Here is a 16,045-nt window from a genome sequence, read left to right as displayed (position 1 = left end):
TTAATGGCCTTGTGGATCAAACCAAGCGGTGATGCTGAGTTCATTTGCCCTCAACCGGCCGGCCTTTTCAAAATAGGCTAAGGCCTCCGCTTTCTTTCCACCAGGTTGGTTCATCAATACAATCCCAATATTTTCAAATACACGGCGGTCATCGCTGCCCAGTTCCTCTGCCCTTTTCAGATGTTGCAAGGCTTCATCATACAGGCCCCTGTCGCACAAAACTGCAGCGAGGCTTGTCATCACTAATGTATGATCCGGATTAGTCAGCAATAGTGCTCGCAGGATCTCTTCTGCCTTGCTCAAATTTTCTTCTGCCCGGTCCGGATATCCCCATAATTCCTGACTCAGCAGAATGACCTCTTCCAGCTTTTGCGGTATCTTCTTGTCAATTGCTTCCATTATCGGTAAAACTAACACTTTTTATCATCTGCCAGGATCAGAACAGCTTTCCGTTACTGCTCAATTCTTCTAAATCCAGTCGTTTCTCTTCCTCTCTGAGGATATCATCGTCGTAATTCCTGTCTTTTTTCAGGAGGTGTAATTCATGACGCTGGATATGAATCAGATCCACCATCATTTCCTTATATACTTTAAGTTCCTCAAGGTCAACCTTTCCCTCCCGCATGGCCTGCAGGGCACTCTTCTTGTCGACCAGCGATCTTTCCAGTTCTGCCTTAAAGCTAACCACCAACTCATTGTGGATACATTGAGACTTATAATTTTGCTGCATTCTTTCCAGAGAACGGTCAATCAACCTAAGCCGGATCTGCGAACTCTGTTCCTCTTCCGACAGCTTATAGGTGTTTTCCGGTATTTTCAATAACCGGATGATATAGGGCAAAGAAAGCCCCTGAAAGACCAGGGTGACCAGGATCACCACAAAAGTGATGAACAGAATGAGGTTCCTTAAAGGAAAGGCCGTCTGATCAGTGAGCAACAAGGGAATAGACAATGCAGCAGCGAGTGAAACCACGCCACGCATCCCCGCCCAGACAATGACAACAGAAGAATGCCAGGTCATCCCCTGATAGCGAATCCTTGTTTTTTTGTTGACCAGCCTGGTCAGCCTGCTCGTTGTAAACAACCAGACAAACCGGACCACCAGTGTCAGTAAGCTGATGCCAATTCCATAACCTATCGCGGTTTTTAATGGATAATCCGAGCCCAGACCGGCTACAATATCAGGCAATGCCAATCCGATCAGGATAAAAACAACACCATTCATCATAAATGTGGTGGCAGACCAGACGGCAGTAACTTTAACCCTGGAATTGGGCGTCAAAATCACGTGCGACTGGCTACAGAGAAAAAGTCCTCCGGAGACCACAGCCATCACTCCTGACACCTTAAAGTGTTCTGCTACGATGTACATAAAGTAAGGTGTCAGTAATGTTAAAACAGTATCTATATTTTCATTGGTAGGTAACCAACGGTGAATCGCATAAAATATACAACCGATTCCAAGACCGATTAAAATCCCAAATCCTGCAACCACCACAAAATTTAAAGCAGCATCCTGGAACACAAAGTTCCCGGTAATTACCGCCGCAAGGGCAAACTTAAACACAATTAAACTGGAAGCATCATTGATCAGACTCTCTCCTTCCAGCAAGGAATTAATGGTTTTTGGAATCTTTACCCCCTTTAAAACGGTAGAAGCTGCAATCGCATCCGGCGGGGAAACAATACCGCCCAGCAAAAAGCCAAGAGCCAAAGTAAAACCTGGAATAAATGCAACCGATGCATAGGCTACTGCAATAGAAGTAATCAAAACCAGACCGACAGCCATTAAGAATATAGCGCCTTTATATTCCCAAAAGTCTTTCCAGGATGTTGTCCAGGCAGCTTCGTATAATAAAGGAGGAAGAAAAAGCAGGAATATAATGTCAGGGTCGACAAAAATATGCGGAATGCCGGGAACAAATCCGATGATCAGCCCTGATAACACTAAAAATATTGGATAGGAAACTTTCAGTTTATGCCCAATCATCACGAGAATGGTAACACCTAAAAGCAGGACAAGAATGAGAATAAGGTTGTCGTGAAGCATTATGTAAAGAATAAGTTTGAGTGTTTCTGCTGATTTGTAACCAATATCGTTAAAAAAAACGATCTGTTGTAGCTGTTGAACAGCGCTTTGCAAAACCTATACTAAAATCCAATTAAAACTGCTTCCAGGTCATTACCATTCCAGGTGCTGATCAGAAATTAATTCTAAATTTGTGCCCATAAGAAAATAGAGATTTTACCCATTTACCAAAGCATGATGACATCCATTTTAAAAAAAACACCCACACATCGTTTATTAATCACACTACTTAGCGGACTGCTGTTCCTAACTGCCTGTACGGAATCTGCAGATCGTTTTTTCGGCATTGCCGTACTCAATACCAATATCTTGCGGGAGTTTGGTACCCCTACCTTTGCCAGAAGACTCAATGACGAAACCAAAGAATTTCCTGGAGTACCAGCAAGCAAGAAAAAAGGAGATGAAGCACAGAAAAATATCAGCAATCAGATTCTGTATATCGAAAAGAGTATAAAAGACATTAAAAACTTATCAGAAAGCGGTGTTAAAAAGGAGATAAAAACATTATCCCTTGAGCTTTTTGAATTTGTTCTTCCTGTCTATAAGAACGAATACATGGCTTATGCAAAGCTATGTGATACCAAAGGCCCACAGGAACAAAAAGACCTGATCGTTAAGGAAATTGATGAAAAATATAATGAAGCGTTTGAAAAGAAATATATCCGGTTGTTAGAAAAGGGAAAAGCATTCGCTACAGACAACAACCTGAACGTAAAATGGGACTAATCTAGCCCTAAAACCTATTTACATTTGGCAGCATCTTCTCTATGACGCTGCCAAATGTAAATTCAAGGCATTAAAAAATCAGGATTTTTCGGCCAGTTCTTTTGCTTTCTGAAGCGCCAATGGCCAGGTTTTACCCATATAGTCTTCCCAGTCCGCGGCGGTATCCATTTCTACCTTCCATTCGGTCTTACCATCTACATCACGGAGTCTGTAATCCTCCATAGAGCCAGACCACTTTTTAATTTCTTCACTATCCAGATCCTCCACTCCTTTATTGATCATTCCCAAATGCCGGATGGATAGAAACTCATGAGGGATATTTTCTGCAATCTCAGAGACCATACCATCGCCCTCTCCATTTACAAACAGTGCCCGGCTTCCTTTCTTCCAATCTGTTTCCACGTTAGATCCTTCCGCAAAAGGAGCAGTCCATTGAGGATAAGTATCCTTTCCAATAATCACATCCCATACTTTTTCGCGTGGGGCATCAATCAAAATTTTAAATTCCTGCTTTTTCATAAGAATATATTTTAAACAACAACACTTACATTTGTCAGCCAGCCTATCCCGGACATCTAAAGTTAAGACAACAGATTGATTTACAAGGTGGCTGATCACGACATTTTCAGGGGCTATTTAAGACATCCCTGGCTAAAAGAGCTATAAAATCCATACCAACGGGCATTAAAAAGATAAAATCAGATTAATAAAAACACAGATAATGAACAAAAAATTATTCATTACATGTTCAGACCTATTCATTTTTCATTCAGAATATTTACTTAAAAATAAATGCTTATCTTCATTAAAAAAATACAATCCTATGTAAATTATTGATCATCTTAAACCAATATCATGACTAACGCTATCTCAAAAACAAGCATCTGGACCTACAGAAGCTTAAAAAACAATCCTGCCATCGCAACAGATTTCGATCTCCTCGAAGAAGGCAGGGCAATCTTGCAAATCAACATCGCTGACGACAACAGTATTTCAGGAACAATCGGCGGTGATGGCTGGAGCCTGGACCTGAAAGGTTCTATTCAATATGGAAACCCAGCCACTTTGTGGTTCCAGGGTTTTGGTAAAGTAGGCGACGATCCATGGCTTTATAGTTATCTATGCTATCAGGTTCCTGTGATACCCAATGGAATTGACCAGTTCCCTGTGCTGGTGGGCAGTGTCACGAGAGTGATCCCGCATCCCGGCGATAATGGCACCACAAGCCCGGCCGGAGCGGTATATTCCTTTTATGCAATACTGCAAACACAAGCCTAACCATCCTTTCTTCAAACTCTTCTAAAACCTATTTCTAATGAGTAACTCTAAAGAAATGAGTTCCTGCAATTGTCATCACAATTCGCAGGACGAAAGCATGGGCGAGTCATTTTCCGGGGTCAAAAAAACAGGACGTGTGCTGCCTTCCGTATTGATGAGCATTCTGATTGCCTTTTTCCCAAAATGTCCCTTCTGCTGGGCGATATATATGAGCATGTTCGGAAGCATCGGGCTTGCAAGGTTGCCTTATATGCCTTGGTTATTTCCTGTCTTAATGGCTTTCTTAGCCTTTCATCTGGTGATGCTGTGGAGAAAAATCCCTCAAAAAGGATACCTCCCTTTCCTGATCAGTCTGGCAGGAGCTGTGGTCATTTTATCGGGCAAAGTATTTTTCCCTTTAGCCCAATGGCTTTCTGTAACTGGCATGATCCTGATCATCTCAGGTTCATTACTCAACAATTTTTCCAATATCCGTATACCCTTAACTAATTTTAAACGCATACAATTTAAAGATTAACGCTATGACAACTCCAAAATTAAAAACCAGACGTTCTTTGATTGACCTTCAAATAGATTATACAAACGGGGTTAAAGAACCCCTGGAAAACCTGATGAGAGCCTGGAAAGGCATCAAAGAACTCGATTATACCGATGACAATTCCTTTTTTAAGATCGGTGGATACCACGGGGAGCCATTCAGAGGTGGTGGCTGGGGCAACGCCAGTTACTGGGGTGGCTACTGTAACCACGGAAACATATTGTTTCCAACCTGGCACCGTGTTTACCTGCTTAGATTGGAACAAGCTTTACAAAGTATCCCGGGTTGTGAGGATGTAGTTTTGCCTTATTGGGATGAAACCGATGAAAGCAGCATTCTCTACGGGATTCCGTCCTGCTTAACCGATGAAAGTTTTATTCTTGACGACAAAACAATCGATAATCCTTTACGCTCTTTTATCTTTCCAAGGAACATTACCGACAACATCAGTCCGGATCCCCAGGCGGATTATTCCAAACCGAAAGACTACGAAACCAAACGTTATCCATTATCTGGTCTGATGGGACCAAATGATATTGCAGCAACGCTTGCACACAATGCGCTGTTCCCTAAATGTGAAGACAATGTTAAAATACTCAATAACAACATAAAAGACTGGCTAAATTCTCATATTGTAGTGGACAAAGTGACCATTCCAACCAATCTGGTTCAGAAGTTCAAAGATTGCCTGGACGCACCCAATTATACCGTCTTCTCGAATACCAGCTCCGCTGCCCAATGGAATGAGGACCGCCAAACGATTGATCCTGCAACCGGCAAACCAATCACTAACGATCCTAACTTTAAGGCCGTTGTTCCCCTGGAATCGCCACATAACAGCATCCATCTCGCTGTTGGAGGTTGTGATATCCCGGTTTATAACCAATCGCCCATTCCAGGAGCAAATGGGGATATGGGCGAAAACGATACTGCAGCATTCGATCCGATCTTTTATTTTCACCATTGTAATATTGACCGGGTGTTCTGGTTGTGGCAGAAAAAAAATGGCGCTACAGATGAACTGGAGATCATCCCCGAATACCCTGGAACAAACACCATTGACAATCAAGGGCCCACACCTGGATTTGCGCCAAATACCTGGTTAACACTGGACAGTCCGCTGGAGCCTTTTAAAAAGAATGAAACAGACTATTACAACTCCAAAGATTGCATCAATATTGAAACACAATTAGGCTATACCTATAGTCAGGGTTCCATGGATGACCATGCGACGCTCTTTATGGCGAAAAAACAAGAGCCTTTCCCCAGCAAAATTATCAAAGTCAGCAAAATCAATAAAGCGCCGATCAGAGGTTCTTTTACCGTATCCGCATTCATGAATGTGAACGGAGAAAAGCTTCATCTGGGAACAGAAGCCATACTGAGCCGATGGAATTCACAATTCTGTGCCAATTGCCAGACGCACCTGGAAGTAAAAGCATTCTTTAAACTTCCGGTAATAGAAAACAAACTTTTTTCAGCGCTGAATGAGAACCCTTACGAACATGTAGAAATTGAAATACATGGAAGGGATGGATTCATCAACGGCACCAATAAAACCAAGCTATTAAATGCACTGGAAAAGCCGGTTACCGGATTCCACCTGGAAATTATTTAATCCGGATCTGGCCATCCGGCCGGGCACCGAATTCATGGAAGGCAGCAATAGGGCTGCCTTCTTCATTTAGCTTCCAGGGAATCGAAGTGAGGAAGGCTAATATTTCAAAAGCGACAAAAAACAGGCGCAATAAAAAAAGCAGCCGAAGGAACTCCGGCTGCGACGTTGAGCGCGTCATATGATAAGTTTCGAGAAATCTCGTTTTTTTGTCAAGACAAAAAGCTCCCCCCAGCGCTTTTGCCTTTGACGACACTAAATACCGTAAAATAAAATGAAGTCACAACCGGTTATGGTTTCAAAAACCGAATATGAAACAAGATAAACGTCGTAAATATTCCAAAAAAGAGTAAAACAAACCCAGGCAACAAGCTTATTATTAAGCAGTTAAAGACCTTTTCAGGTATTCACTTGGACTAACCCCTTCTTTCTTCTTAAACACATTGAAAAATGTTATCCTGGAGTTAAATCCTGCCATATTCGCTAAGCCTTCAATGGAATAACGTTCCAAAATATTTTTTTCCAGCAGGTCTTTTGCATAGTCAACACGGTAATTATTGATCAACTCATTAAAATTCGTTTCGAATTTCCGGTTAATAAGGGTAGACAGGAGCTTAGGAGAAACATCGATCTTTTTCGCAAAATCAACGATGGTGATTCCCTTATTTAAAAAAACCTGTTCTTCATGCAAAGCATACCTGATTTTTTCCAATAAAAGATCAGTGTCTTTAATCTCGACCATTACCGGATTCTCCACTGAACTTGTTTTGACGACAGGTACTCCTTCGCCTATTTCTCTATCTGCGTCTTTATTAAAGTATCCATAAACCCGTTCCGGATTGAAATTGATATACAGGTTAAGGCAAAGGATGCCCAAAGTCCCTATACTCGAAAAAATAAGTTTTGCCCCGGAGAGCTGATGCTGATTTTCGCCAAAATAACAGGCAATCATGTAAAAGAAGTTGCTGATGGCCACCCCGCCCATTAAAACGAGGGAAATAAACAGCCAGTTCCCCAGTTTTTCTTTATTCATCAGGGCCATCAGCTGAGGCCGCAGCTTTCTCACCAGGTACACACAGTAACAGAAGTAAATCAATTGTAATGCAAGTCGGAAGAGGTAATGAAAGGAGATTGGAATCAGTCCGGAGCCTACATAGTACAATAAATTCTTGTTCAAAAAGATCATTTTAGCAATCTCCTGTTTCTCCTCAAAAGACAGTAAATAAAAAGGGATTAAATCCAGAAGGTGAACGAATGCCGGAATAAAATGCAGATAATCGGTCTTTTTAAGCCCATTTATATTCTTCAGGGAATTCCTGATGTAAAAGTAAAAAAATGGTGCATTTAAATACATCAAAGGGCTCATGCTGCGAAGCGAATGCGGATGATCAACGATATACCCGTTCTCAAACCATAAAAAATAAACCAGCAGAGAGATGTTGTAGCAAAAGAGCGAGATGCCGAGCATCTTATTTTTTAAATATGGATTCTCAGGCTTAAAAATTAAGGTAAGGCTATTTATAGTAGAAAGTGAGAGTAAAATAATGCACAGTAGGTTCATTACAGCAAGAGATCAGAAGGTCTGCAATGTTATCAAAAAAGTAACGCTTCCACAACAGCTACTTTCATGATAATTCAAATATTAATGCCTATTTTAATCTTAAAAAATGATTTATAATATATTTACAAATCACAATTAGTAATTACATGAACACCAATGATTTCAAAATATTTGAGGCAGTAGCTGCACATGGCAGTTTCACCAAAGCTGCGGAGGCTACTTTCACTGTTCAATCCAATGTAACGGCAAGGATCAAAAGTCTGGAAGAAGAGTTTGGTGTTTCCCTCTTTACCCGGACAAGAAGGGTACAACTCACTGCTGCCGGCGAAACACTCCTGCATTATTGCAAACAGATCAGCCAGCTGGTTGAAGCCGCGAAAAGAGAACTCTCCGACAATGATCAGCTCATCGGTCATTTAAAAATAGGTTGTATTGAAACCACCATGGCCTTAAAAGTCCCAGGGCTTATACAACGTTTCAACACCATGTACCCGGATATTGAACTGGAATTTAAATCGGCCATGTCTCCCGACTTAATCCAGGAAGTCATGAATTATAAGCTGGATGCCGCATTTATCACTGCACCAATCACCCTTCCTGATCTGGAGCAGCGGCTGATCAAAGAAGAACAGCTGGTAATCGTCAGTTCCGGCAAATACGAAACACTGAACGATATCATACTGGATCCGCAGGTAAGGATCATCGTCTTTGAACAAGGCTGTGTTTACAGGGCAAGACTGGAATCCTGGCTGAGTTATCAAGGGATCGTCAATTATAAAAGCACCGTTGTCAATTCTCTGGAAGGCATCGTCAATTTTGTAGAAACAGGCCTGGCCATTACCATATTGCCCCTGGAACTGATTGAACAGTATTATTCCAACAGAAAGCTGAGGACCTTTTCTATCGGGAAGGAACTGGGCAGCACAAAGACCATGATTATTTATAGAAAGAATAGAGAACAAGATCCCTTATTGAAGGCTTTTGTGGAAATGTATGAGACACATTAACAGAACTTTATTCTTTATCAACAGTAAAATACAATACTTAAAACTTAAAAAAGCTATCTAAAAGAATTTATCTCGTCAATAATCATTATAAATAAGAATATTCTATTTGTAATATTTTGATTACAAAAAAAAGAATTCTAATTTGATCAAAGATCGACTAACTGAACCATAATATTTATGAAAAACTTAAATTTATGAAAAAAAACAACCTGCTGGCGCTGACCTTAATCGGCGCGCTTACTGTATCTCTGTTCGCCTGTACGAAAAAAGATACGGTAGAAACGACAAGCAATGAAGAAATTTCCAAAACCACTTTATCAAAAATCACTTCCTTAGGCTTCAGTATTGATGGCGCAAGAAAGGTAGATGGCGGCTATTTAGTGGAAGGAGATATTCTTTTAACTGATGATAACCTCTCAAATACATCAAAAGGTGCCAATTTAAGCATTGCTGAAACAGAGCAGTACAGAACTACCAATTTAGTAACCGGTCTTCCGAGAGTAATTACCGTTTCGGTGACCAATCTACCACAGGTTTATAGCGATGCTGTTGACCTGATGATTACCAGGTACAATGCACAGGGGTTGAAACTGACTTTCCAGAGAGCAACTACCGGAACCACTGGAAACATTGATGTTTTCGGTTTTAACGAAGGACCTAGCGGAGGCTATATTACTTTAGGCTCAGCGGGTTTCCCTACTGCTGCAGGACAACCCTTCAACCAGGTTAAAATGAATACCAACGTAAATGCTTATGGTACGAATCCAAACCTTCTGTATCTAACTTCGGTATTGCAACATGAAGTAGGCCATTGTATTGGCTTCCGTCATACGGATTACATGAACCGCGCTTATAGCTGTGGAGGAAGAAGGTCTAATGAAGGTACTGCTGGTGTTGGTGCTGTTCAAATTCCGGGTACTCCATCTAAAGCAGATGCAGAATCATTTATGCTAGCTTGCTCTAACGGAGGTGACAGAACGTTTAATGCAAACGATCTTATTGCCCTAAACTACCTTTACAAATAACGACCTATTAACTAATCCTTATTCATTCATTATCTATTATTGAACAGTAGCTGATCGACTTATAATTTGGCGTGCAAACCAAATTTGCCTCCTGACCCCAAAGTCAGGAGGCTTTTTTTGGCACGTTATTAGCCTGCCATGAAGAAACAAACAAAGATGAAAAGAACTTATTTGATACTTGCAGCCTGTGCAATCATGCTCAGCACTGCTTGCACTACTTATCGCACTGCAGGCAATAGTGGTAAAGTGCCACCAGGCCAGGCAAAAAAAGGAAGCGGATCTAAATCAGCGAAACCTTTTGCTCCAGGGCAACAGAAAAAAAATTAGAAATAGAAAAAGCCTCCCGAAGGAGGCTTTTCATCTATCACGCAGCCCTTTTTTATTCGGGCGATACGCTTCCCTCCCCTATTGTTTAAGCACTACAGTTCCAAGACTGGTGTTCTGACCAAGAGCCACCTGAACATTCGTTAGGGTACTGTCTTTATAGCCAATAACCGGTGCGAATTTTACGGAGTAGCTTCCACCTGCAAGGCCCCCCACAGTGAATCTACCGGTTAAAGGATCTGCTACTGTACCTACAGTATCTGTTCCGGCAATCACCAATACTTCAGGGTGACTGGCCAAAGGCATCACTGTACCAGAGATCAGGCCTGAAGTAGCAGCAGTAATTCCACGCACTACCGGTTTCAGTAAATATTTTCCATTACCAGTACTCACAATAGATTTTGCCGCATCGAAATCCAATAACAGCGAATAAGTTACTCCCGGCACCAAACTAGGATTTTGACTCAGCTTCACTTTCCATCCTGACGATTGTCCGCTTGGCGTCTTTAAATCCTGTGTTACCCCATTTACAACGATTGTATTGTTGTCGTTAAGAACCAATCTGATTTCGCTGATCTCGCCGGAAGGCATTTCTCCTGAAGCGACTAAAATATCAGGATTGCTCGTTCCAATCCTAAAATCAAGGATATTAAAAGTACTTACCGTTGCAGCAAATACATAAGGTTTACCACCAGATAAAAGCACAATCTCTTTAACACTCAGGTTGATTCTGTCGAAATCCCCTGGCGCATCGGTCATCCTGATCTGAACTTTTGTCGTTCCACCAGTATTGTTACTACCGTCTTTCTTGCATCCGTTAAGGACCATTAGTCCTACCGTCAGTATGACTAGTCCGGCATATAAGATTCTCTTTTTCATAAGTTTTAGTTTTAAATAGACATTCACCTTTTCGTTACCCAAAATTGAAAAGCGAACATGAAAGCAACATGAAATTTTGAGATTATCTGACCCTAAACTTTCATCTTATTTTCATGTTGACTAATCATCTTTGCCATACTGGGCTTTTAGCTATAGAATCTTTATATTTATATATGGGCAGTACCTTCATTTTCCGTACCTTACTGAACATCATTGTCATTTTGTTGTTGCCGATATCCCTATGGGCAATCACACCAATGTATGATAAAGAGGTTCGCGACAGTCTTAGCCGTCAGCAACAAGAGAAAGAGAAAAAGAAAAGCGAGGATAAGGGCAAGCAGGAACAAAATATCCCGGACATCAGAGAAATTCCAAAAGCGAAGAAGCAGTCGAGACCGGTAATCGTTAAACCAAACATTAAAGGCAAACCAATTAAAGTGATCCGTCCAAAAATTAAAAGACCATAGTATCCAACCTATGAAACTCCTCCTCATTTCTACGTTCATTTGTTTGTTTTCAATTCAGGTCCAGGCGCAGCAAGACAGTTCAAAAAGAACAACGCTTACGTTCGCAGCGCTTTACAACAGCAATGTAAGTTACTACGGACAGGTGACCGATGAAAAGCTCCCTTACGTACTCGCCAATGCTACCCTCCGGTTTCCAATAGGGATCCACTTTTCTGCAGGTGCCTATAAACTCCTGAATTATGGTTCAGGAATATCTGAAACAGATTTAGGACTGGGCTATGACTACGATTTTAGCGACAAATGGACCGCAGGTATATCTTATAGCCGTTCGTTTTTCCCTGAAAACTCTCCGTTATTACAAGCCTCCAATGAAAACAACATCAACCTATCAACCAGTTATTTGTGGCCGTGGTTCAAAACAGACTTCAGTGCGGACTATGCCTTTGGCAAGCAGAGCGATGTTTTTCTAAGCTTATCCAATTCGAAAGAAATCAGCATCGGCAGTTTATTTAACGAGAAAAACACCCTTTATATAGAACCGGCAATTGAGCTGATCGCGGGAACCAAACATTTTTATGAAACCTATACCATAGAAAAAAGTAAGCGTGACCAGGCGAAAGGTAAGGGAAAACCAGTTTTACCGCCCGGCAAGCCTGTAGCTCCCGAAACCACCACAGTAGCCAGCAATACCTTCAACCTGCTCTCTTACAACTTCAAACTTCCCCTGAGCCTGAGCCGGGCAAATTACATCGCTGAAGTCAGTTACCAATTGTCTGTTCCCGGTCCCGGTGCTGCACCGGAATTAAAGCATCAGCAGTCCTTCTTTGGACTCGCTTTCTATTATCAGTTTTAATCTTTTAGCTATGAAAGTTTTAATTGTCGAAGATGAGAAAACCCTGGCCCATGAAATGGAGGCTTTTCTGATCAAGGCCTATTATCTTTGTGATATCGCCTACGCTTTCAACGATGCGCTCAAGAAGATAGCGCTGAATACCTACGATTATATCCTGATAGACCTCAGCCTACCCGATGGAAACGGACTTGACCTGCTTAAACAAACCAAAAAAGACAATCCTGATACGATTTATATCATTATCACCGCAAGGACCAATCTCAAAGACCGGGTTTCGGGACTCGATCTGGGTGCCGACGATTACCTGGCAAAACCTTTCTATCTCTTAGAGTTGCAATCCAGAATGCAAGCCATCGCCCGCCGGAGATTCAACATCAGCCAGGAACTCTTGGCTATAGGGAAGTTTAATATTGACCTGCAAAAAAGGCTGGTCATTTTTGAGGAAGCCGAAATCGGACTTTCACGCAAGGAATTCGACCTTTTCAGTTACCTCCTGCTCCATAAAAACAGGGTGCTTACCCGGGCACAACTGAGCGAACACATTTGGGGAACTTTTGTTAATGATGATTATGACTCGAATTATATCGATGCACATATCAAAAATATCAGAAAAAAACTCAACCAATGGGCAGATACCGAATGGCTGGAGACGGTACGCGGTGTAGGTTACCGAATTAGAAAATAACATGAAATTATCAACGAAACTTACCCTTTTTATCACGGGGTCTAAGCTGGCGATTGTGCTGCTTTTCATCCTCCTCCTTCCTTTCCTTGTCCGCCAGATCGCTTCAGAATACACCAATTACACCCTGCATCAACAACGAAAAAAGGTGCTGAGCATCGTCAAAAAGAACGGACTGGATTACTATTTCCAGGGCGACGATAATTATGGCAGCTATACGATGTTAAAAGAAGAGTTTATTGCCATCATTCCGGTTGCTGATTCCATGAATATCAACACCATTAAAGACTCCCAGCGTCTTTTGGAAAGAGATACGCTCAATTACAGGGTGCTCAGTCATACTTTTAAAGACCATCAGAAAAATTACCTGCTGGAAATTGGAAAGACCACTGCCAGCATCAATCAATACAACAAACCTTTACAACGGTTTGCCTTATATGTGTTAGTCATTTTAATCGCTTTAACTATTTTAATTGACCTTACCTTCACCCGTTTGATCATCCGTCCGCTAGCAAAAATTATTAAGAGTAAATTAGTCAGCCGGAAATTCCCTTTCGAAGATCAGCCACAGTTGATTCGAACAAGCACTACCGATTTCAAATACCTGGACGAGTCGCTCACTGCATTGATGAATCAGATCAATGAAGCCTTTCATAAGGAAAGAGAGTTTACCTCCAACGCTTCCCATGAACTCATGACCCCCATCAGCATTCTTCAAAATAAAATGGAAAACCTCCTCGCCGAAGAAGTGCTGGATGAGCCTTCCACGCTGGCAATTATAGAAATGATGAAAACTGTAGACCGGTTAAAGAAGATATCCGGTTCACTGCTGCTCATCTCCAGGATTGAGAACGAGCAATACATCAGAAAAGAAGAAGTTAAATCTTTAGAATTATTTAATGAGATTATCGAAGAGATCAGCCATCGGCTGGAAGAGAAAAACATACAAATTATCCTTCATATCTCCGAAAATTCAATGGTTAGGCAAGTCAACAGGGACCTGCTGTTTCAATTGTTTTTCAATCTTATTCATAATGCGATAAAGTTTAACCGTCAGAATGGAGAGATCATCATAAAAGACGGGTATCAAAAAGGAGGCAGTTATGAGATCACCATCAGCGACACCGGCATTGGCATTCCGGAAGAGGATTTGCCTTTTATCTTTGACCGTTTCAGGAAAACAAATCTCGAAGAAAGTGTTGGATACGGTCTTGGCCTCGCCATCGTGAAAAGCATTGCAGTCTACCATAACCTTAGGATAGAGGTCCGCTCTGAGATAAAAAAGGGAACCACCTTTAACATCGTGTTCCCTGATTACTTTTAACCGGTGGCATTCCGCATATTTTTAAATCGCTTCCGGCAGCGCCACCAGCTGATTTTTCGGTTTTGGAATTAACCAGAGCATCAGCAGTATGATACAAAGACAGCCGATATTGGCGGAAATGCCATAAAAAAAGGCCTTAAGGTAATCCGGAGATAGGCCGCCCAGCGTAATCACGGCGTAAAATGTAAGCCATTTTGAGTTGTTATTTTTTCTGTTCATAAAAATGACTTTCATTCATTTGAGGGACATATCAAATGATGAATCAAAAGTAGAATGGTCAGAATGGACTGACAACCGAAAAATTAACAAGCATTTTTTTCGCTTACACCACGACGCCTATTCTTCCCAGCTTATTCCTGTAAGTATTCATATATTTATCCCATTCCGACTGATATGCCGGCTTATTATACAACAACTGAGCATAGTCAAATGCTTCCCGGCTACAATGATTTGCGAAGATGGTATCTATATGGCTGATGCCCGCATCGATCACTTTTTTGATCACGCCAATTTTACTGAGACCATTTTCTGTACAGGCTTTATCCAGCCACAAACCTTTCCCCAACATGACATACCGTACCAGCAAATCTTCCGTTATAAAAGCTGCCGGCACCTCATTAATATCCGGTTGTGTGCGACTGTTGGAAAAGACAGTAATAATGATTTCTTCACTGATAAACTGAGCAGGAATAAACTGCAGCATTGTTCCCGCTAATGCAGCCTGCATACAAAGCTCCGGACTGATCCATCTTTCCGGTATTGCTCTGATCGCAAAACCATCTTTCACCACCAATTCCTTGCAAAGGGCTGCTGTAATATATTCTTCAGGCACAAAAGGCAATGCATAGAAGCTCTTTTGTAAAACCTGCAGACACAAATCTTCGGTTTTATATACAGCTGGAACACGCTTTAGATTGCGGTAGTTTTGTATGGTCTTTTTTTTCCAGTACGCAGCGTCTTTAAGTGTTCCTGTCTGCCCCTTTAATACAAATTCTCCGTTCTCCAGATCCATCAGCAATTCTTCGAAAGTCTGGCTGAGCGGATTGTCTAAATGCCGGGCCAGTTCCCTGGAGAAAAACGATTCTTCAGTCGCCTCATCTTCATAACAATTATTTTCTTCAGGGTGGTCAGCTGCCCTGTCGTTATAATAAAACAGCTCATTTATAGATTGCTTTACATAGGTATTGTGATCATTTGCAATAAATACAGGTGCATAAACGGTTCCCTCACATGCAAAATGCCCATGATTGTAATCCGTCATAACCACTTCCGTTGCGCTTACATTTCCATTCACAATCACATAAGCACCCCCAAGTAACATGCTTTGACAGGTTACATTTCCGCTCACATATACAAAGGGACCATAATCACCCTCTTTATTGATTACGCAACCCTCGCAATGGAGATTTCCGTCGATCAGAATGCCTTCTATTCTGGCCTCCACATTCCGCGGTTTAGCTGTTAATGTTTTATAGAGCCATTTCTTTATCTCCTCCTCAAACACATCCAGGTAAAAGTGTCCGGAGATCTGCACATCGCCGGTTGCCAATAAAAAATAATCCTCCTCATTCCAGTCATCATACAAATTAAACCCTTCATACTGTTTTAGAAATGGGTATCTGTTGATGACCTCTCCAATCGGAACTAAGCTAAAAAAATACATTGTTCTTATTTTAA

19 protein-coding genes are annotated in these 16,045 nt (G+C 41.5%); 11 read left to right on the top strand and 8 right to left on the bottom strand.

What is annotated here, in order from left to right:
- Positions 1 to 399, bottom strand: coding sequence for a tetratricopeptide repeat protein (locus AAFF35_RS05015; RefSeq protein ID WP_342331308.1), 399 nt, complete (start codon positions 397 to 399; stop codon positions 1 to 3).
- 37 nt (positions 400 to 436) lie between these two features.
- Positions 437 to 2,050, bottom strand: coding sequence for a Na+/H+ antiporter (locus tag AAFF35_RS05010; protein ID WP_342331307.1), 1,614 nt, complete (start codon positions 2,048 to 2,050; stop codon positions 437 to 439).
- 213 nt (positions 2,051 to 2,263) lie between these two features.
- On the opposite strand from AAFF35_RS05010, the gene AAFF35_RS05005 reads away from it, so the two are divergent.
- Positions 2,264 to 2,815, top strand: a complete 552-nt coding sequence (locus tag AAFF35_RS05005; RefSeq protein WP_342331306.1) for a hypothetical protein — start codon at positions 2,264 to 2,266, stop codon at positions 2,813 to 2,815.
- Between the two features lie 78 nt (positions 2,816 to 2,893).
- On the opposite strand, the gene AAFF35_RS05000 is transcribed toward AAFF35_RS05005, so the two are convergent.
- Positions 2,894 to 3,334 (bottom strand): SRPBCC domain-containing protein, encoded by a 441-nt coding sequence (locus AAFF35_RS05000; protein WP_342331305.1) that lies wholly within the window; start codon positions 3,332 to 3,334, stop codon positions 2,894 to 2,896.
- 336 nt (positions 3,335 to 3,670) lie between these two features.
- Between AAFF35_RS05000 and AAFF35_RS04995 the strand changes: the two genes are divergently transcribed.
- The 3 genes from AAFF35_RS04995 to AAFF35_RS04985 are packed head-to-tail and all read left to right on the top strand — an operon-like array spanning position 3,671 to position 6,249.
- Positions 3,671 to 4,093, top strand: a complete 423-nt coding sequence (locus AAFF35_RS04995) for a hypothetical protein (RefSeq protein ID WP_342331304.1) — start codon at positions 3,671 to 3,673, stop codon at positions 4,091 to 4,093.
- A 37-nt stretch (positions 4,094 to 4,130) separates the two neighbouring features.
- Positions 4,131 to 4,610 carry a hypothetical protein gene (locus tag AAFF35_RS04990; protein ID WP_342331303.1) on the top strand — a complete coding sequence of 160 codons (480 nt, stop codon included), beginning with the start codon at positions 4,131 to 4,133 and terminating at the stop codon, positions 4,608 to 4,610.
- A 4-nt stretch (positions 4,611 to 4,614) separates the two neighbouring features.
- Complete coding sequence (locus tag AAFF35_RS04985; protein WP_342331302.1) at positions 4,615 to 6,249, top strand: tyrosinase family protein; 1,635 nt, start codon at positions 4,615 to 4,617, stop codon at positions 6,247 to 6,249.
- Here AAFF35_RS04985 and AAFF35_RS04980 read toward each other — a convergent pair.
- Positions 6,242 to 6,427 carry a hypothetical protein gene (locus AAFF35_RS04980; RefSeq protein WP_342331301.1) on the bottom strand — a complete coding sequence of 62 codons (186 nt, stop codon included), beginning with the start codon at positions 6,425 to 6,427 and terminating at the stop codon, positions 6,242 to 6,244. The two genes, AAFF35_RS04985 and AAFF35_RS04980, sit on opposite strands and share 8 nt — an antisense overlap.
- 198 nt (positions 6,428 to 6,625) lie before the next feature.
- On the bottom strand, positions 6,626 to 7,714 hold the full coding sequence (locus tag AAFF35_RS04975; protein ID WP_342331300.1) for a helix-turn-helix domain-containing protein: 1,089 nt from the start codon (positions 7,712 to 7,714) through the stop codon (positions 6,626 to 6,628).
- Positions 7,715 to 7,953: 239 nt separating this feature from the next.
- On the opposite strand from AAFF35_RS04975, the gene AAFF35_RS04970 reads away from it, so the two are divergent.
- From AAFF35_RS04970 to AAFF35_RS04960, 3 genes are all read left to right on the top strand, one after another.
- Positions 7,954 to 8,814 (top strand): LysR family transcriptional regulator, encoded by an 861-nt coding sequence (locus AAFF35_RS04970; RefSeq protein ID WP_342331299.1) that lies wholly within the window; start codon positions 7,954 to 7,956, stop codon positions 8,812 to 8,814.
- Positions 8,815 to 9,008: 194 nt separating this feature from the next.
- Positions 9,009 to 9,839 carry a M57 family metalloprotease gene (locus tag AAFF35_RS04965; protein WP_342331298.1) on the top strand — a complete coding sequence of 277 codons (831 nt, stop codon included), beginning with the start codon at positions 9,009 to 9,011 and terminating at the stop codon, positions 9,837 to 9,839.
- Positions 9,840 to 9,977: 138 nt separating this feature from the next.
- Complete coding sequence (locus tag AAFF35_RS04960; RefSeq protein WP_342331297.1) at positions 9,978 to 10,166, top strand: quinol oxidase subunit 4; 189 nt, start codon at positions 9,978 to 9,980, stop codon at positions 10,164 to 10,166.
- 78 nt (positions 10,167 to 10,244) lie between these two features.
- Here the strand turns inward: AAFF35_RS04960 and AAFF35_RS04955 are convergent, their stop codons facing one another.
- Positions 10,245 to 11,042 (bottom strand): DUF4382 domain-containing protein, encoded by a 798-nt coding sequence (locus AAFF35_RS04955; RefSeq protein WP_342331296.1) that lies wholly within the window; start codon positions 11,040 to 11,042, stop codon positions 10,245 to 10,247.
- Between the two features lie 173 nt (positions 11,043 to 11,215).
- Between AAFF35_RS04955 and AAFF35_RS04950 the strand changes: the two genes are divergently transcribed.
- From AAFF35_RS04950 to AAFF35_RS04935, 4 genes are read left to right on the top strand one after another with little or no spacing between them, the layout of a single operon-like run.
- Positions 11,216 to 11,509 carry a hypothetical protein gene (locus AAFF35_RS04950; RefSeq protein ID WP_342331295.1) on the top strand — a complete coding sequence of 98 codons (294 nt, stop codon included), beginning with the start codon at positions 11,216 to 11,218 and terminating at the stop codon, positions 11,507 to 11,509.
- Positions 11,510 to 11,519: 10 nt separating this feature from the next.
- On the top strand, positions 11,520 to 12,362 hold the full coding sequence (locus AAFF35_RS04945; protein ID WP_342331294.1) for a hypothetical protein: 843 nt from the start codon (positions 11,520 to 11,522) through the stop codon (positions 12,360 to 12,362).
- A 10-nt stretch (positions 12,363 to 12,372) separates the two neighbouring features.
- Positions 12,373 to 13,047 (top strand): response regulator transcription factor, encoded by a 675-nt coding sequence (locus AAFF35_RS04940; protein WP_342331293.1) that lies wholly within the window; start codon positions 12,373 to 12,375, stop codon positions 13,045 to 13,047.
- 1 nt (position 13,048) lies between these two features.
- A complete protein-coding gene (locus AAFF35_RS04935) occupies positions 13,049 to 14,368 on the top strand; it encodes a HAMP domain-containing sensor histidine kinase (protein WP_342331292.1) in 1,320 nt (439 codons plus the stop codon).
- 21 nt (positions 14,369 to 14,389) lie between these two features.
- Here AAFF35_RS04935 and AAFF35_RS04930 read toward each other — a convergent pair whose 3' ends face one another.
- Both AAFF35_RS04930 and AAFF35_RS04925 read right to left on the bottom strand, forming a co-directional pair.
- The gene (locus tag AAFF35_RS04930) at positions 14,390 to 14,587 is read right to left on the bottom strand and encodes a hypothetical protein (protein WP_342331291.1); all 198 of its coding nucleotides are present in this window, start codon (positions 14,585 to 14,587) and stop codon (positions 14,390 to 14,392) included.
- A gap of 103 nt (positions 14,588 to 14,690) precedes the next feature.
- The gene (locus AAFF35_RS04925; protein WP_342331290.1) at positions 14,691 to 16,031 is read right to left on the bottom strand and encodes a polymer-forming cytoskeletal protein; all 1,341 of its coding nucleotides are present in this window, start codon (positions 16,029 to 16,031) and stop codon (positions 14,691 to 14,693) included.
- Positions 16,032 to 16,045 lie beyond the last annotated feature (14 nt).

The organism is Pedobacter sp. FW305-3-2-15-E-R2A2, from assembly GCF_038446955.1.
GTDB lineage: Bacteria > Bacteroidota > Bacteroidia > Sphingobacteriales > Sphingobacteriaceae > Pedobacter.
This window is presented reverse-complemented; position numbering and strand designations above follow the sequence as displayed.

Excerpts from the sequence above, each read along its gene's own strand:
- AAFF35_RS04935 (WP_342331292.1), top strand. The coding sequence starts at position 13,049 with ATGAAATTATCAACGAAACTTACCCTTTTTATCACGGGGTCTAAGCTG.
- AAFF35_RS05010 (WP_342331307.1), bottom strand. The coding sequence starts at position 2,050 with ATGCTTCACGACAACCTTATTCTCATTCTTGTCCTGCTTTTAGGTGTT.
- AAFF35_RS04965 (WP_342331298.1), top strand. The coding sequence starts at position 9,009 with ATGAAAAAAAACAACCTGCTGGCGCTGACCTTAATCGGCGCGCTTACT.
- AAFF35_RS04925 (WP_342331290.1), bottom strand. The coding sequence starts at position 16,031 with ATGTATTTTTTTAGCTTAGTTCCGATTGGAGAGGTCATCAACAGATAC.
- AAFF35_RS04930 (WP_342331291.1), bottom strand. The coding sequence starts at position 14,587 with ATGAACAGAAAAAATAACAACTCAAAATGGCTTACATTTTACGCCGTG.
- AAFF35_RS04975 (WP_342331300.1), bottom strand. The coding sequence starts at position 7,714 with ATGCTCGGCATCTCGCTCTTTTGCTACAACATCTCTCTGCTGGTTTAT.
- AAFF35_RS04980 (WP_342331301.1), bottom strand. The coding sequence starts at position 6,427 with ATGACGCGCTCAACGTCGCAGCCGGAGTTCCTTCGGCTGCTTTTTTTA.
- AAFF35_RS04960 (WP_342331297.1), top strand. The coding sequence starts at position 9,978 with ATGAAGAAACAAACAAAGATGAAAAGAACTTATTTGATACTTGCAGCC.
- AAFF35_RS04940 (WP_342331293.1), top strand. The coding sequence starts at position 12,373 with ATGAAAGTTTTAATTGTCGAAGATGAGAAAACCCTGGCCCATGAAATG.
- AAFF35_RS04970 (WP_342331299.1), top strand. The coding sequence starts at position 7,954 with ATGAACACCAATGATTTCAAAATATTTGAGGCAGTAGCTGCACATGGC.
- AAFF35_RS04985 (WP_342331302.1), top strand. The coding sequence starts at position 4,615 with ATGACAACTCCAAAATTAAAAACCAGACGTTCTTTGATTGACCTTCAA.
- AAFF35_RS05005 (WP_342331306.1), top strand. The coding sequence starts at position 2,264 with ATGATGACATCCATTTTAAAAAAAACACCCACACATCGTTTATTAATC.
- AAFF35_RS04995 (WP_342331304.1), top strand. The coding sequence starts at position 3,671 with ATGACTAACGCTATCTCAAAAACAAGCATCTGGACCTACAGAAGCTTA.
- AAFF35_RS04945 (WP_342331294.1), top strand. The coding sequence starts at position 11,520 with ATGAAACTCCTCCTCATTTCTACGTTCATTTGTTTGTTTTCAATTCAG.
- AAFF35_RS04950 (WP_342331295.1), top strand. The coding sequence starts at position 11,216 with ATGGGCAGTACCTTCATTTTCCGTACCTTACTGAACATCATTGTCATT.
- AAFF35_RS04990 (WP_342331303.1), top strand. The coding sequence starts at position 4,131 with ATGAGTAACTCTAAAGAAATGAGTTCCTGCAATTGTCATCACAATTCG.
- AAFF35_RS05015 (WP_342331308.1), bottom strand. The coding sequence starts at position 399 with ATGGAAGCAATTGACAAGAAGATACCGCAAAAGCTGGAAGAGGTCATT.
- AAFF35_RS05000 (WP_342331305.1), bottom strand. The coding sequence starts at position 3,334 with ATGAAAAAGCAGGAATTTAAAATTTTGATTGATGCCCCACGCGAAAAA.
- AAFF35_RS04955 (WP_342331296.1), bottom strand. The coding sequence starts at position 11,042 with ATGAAAAAGAGAATCTTATATGCCGGACTAGTCATACTGACGGTAGGA.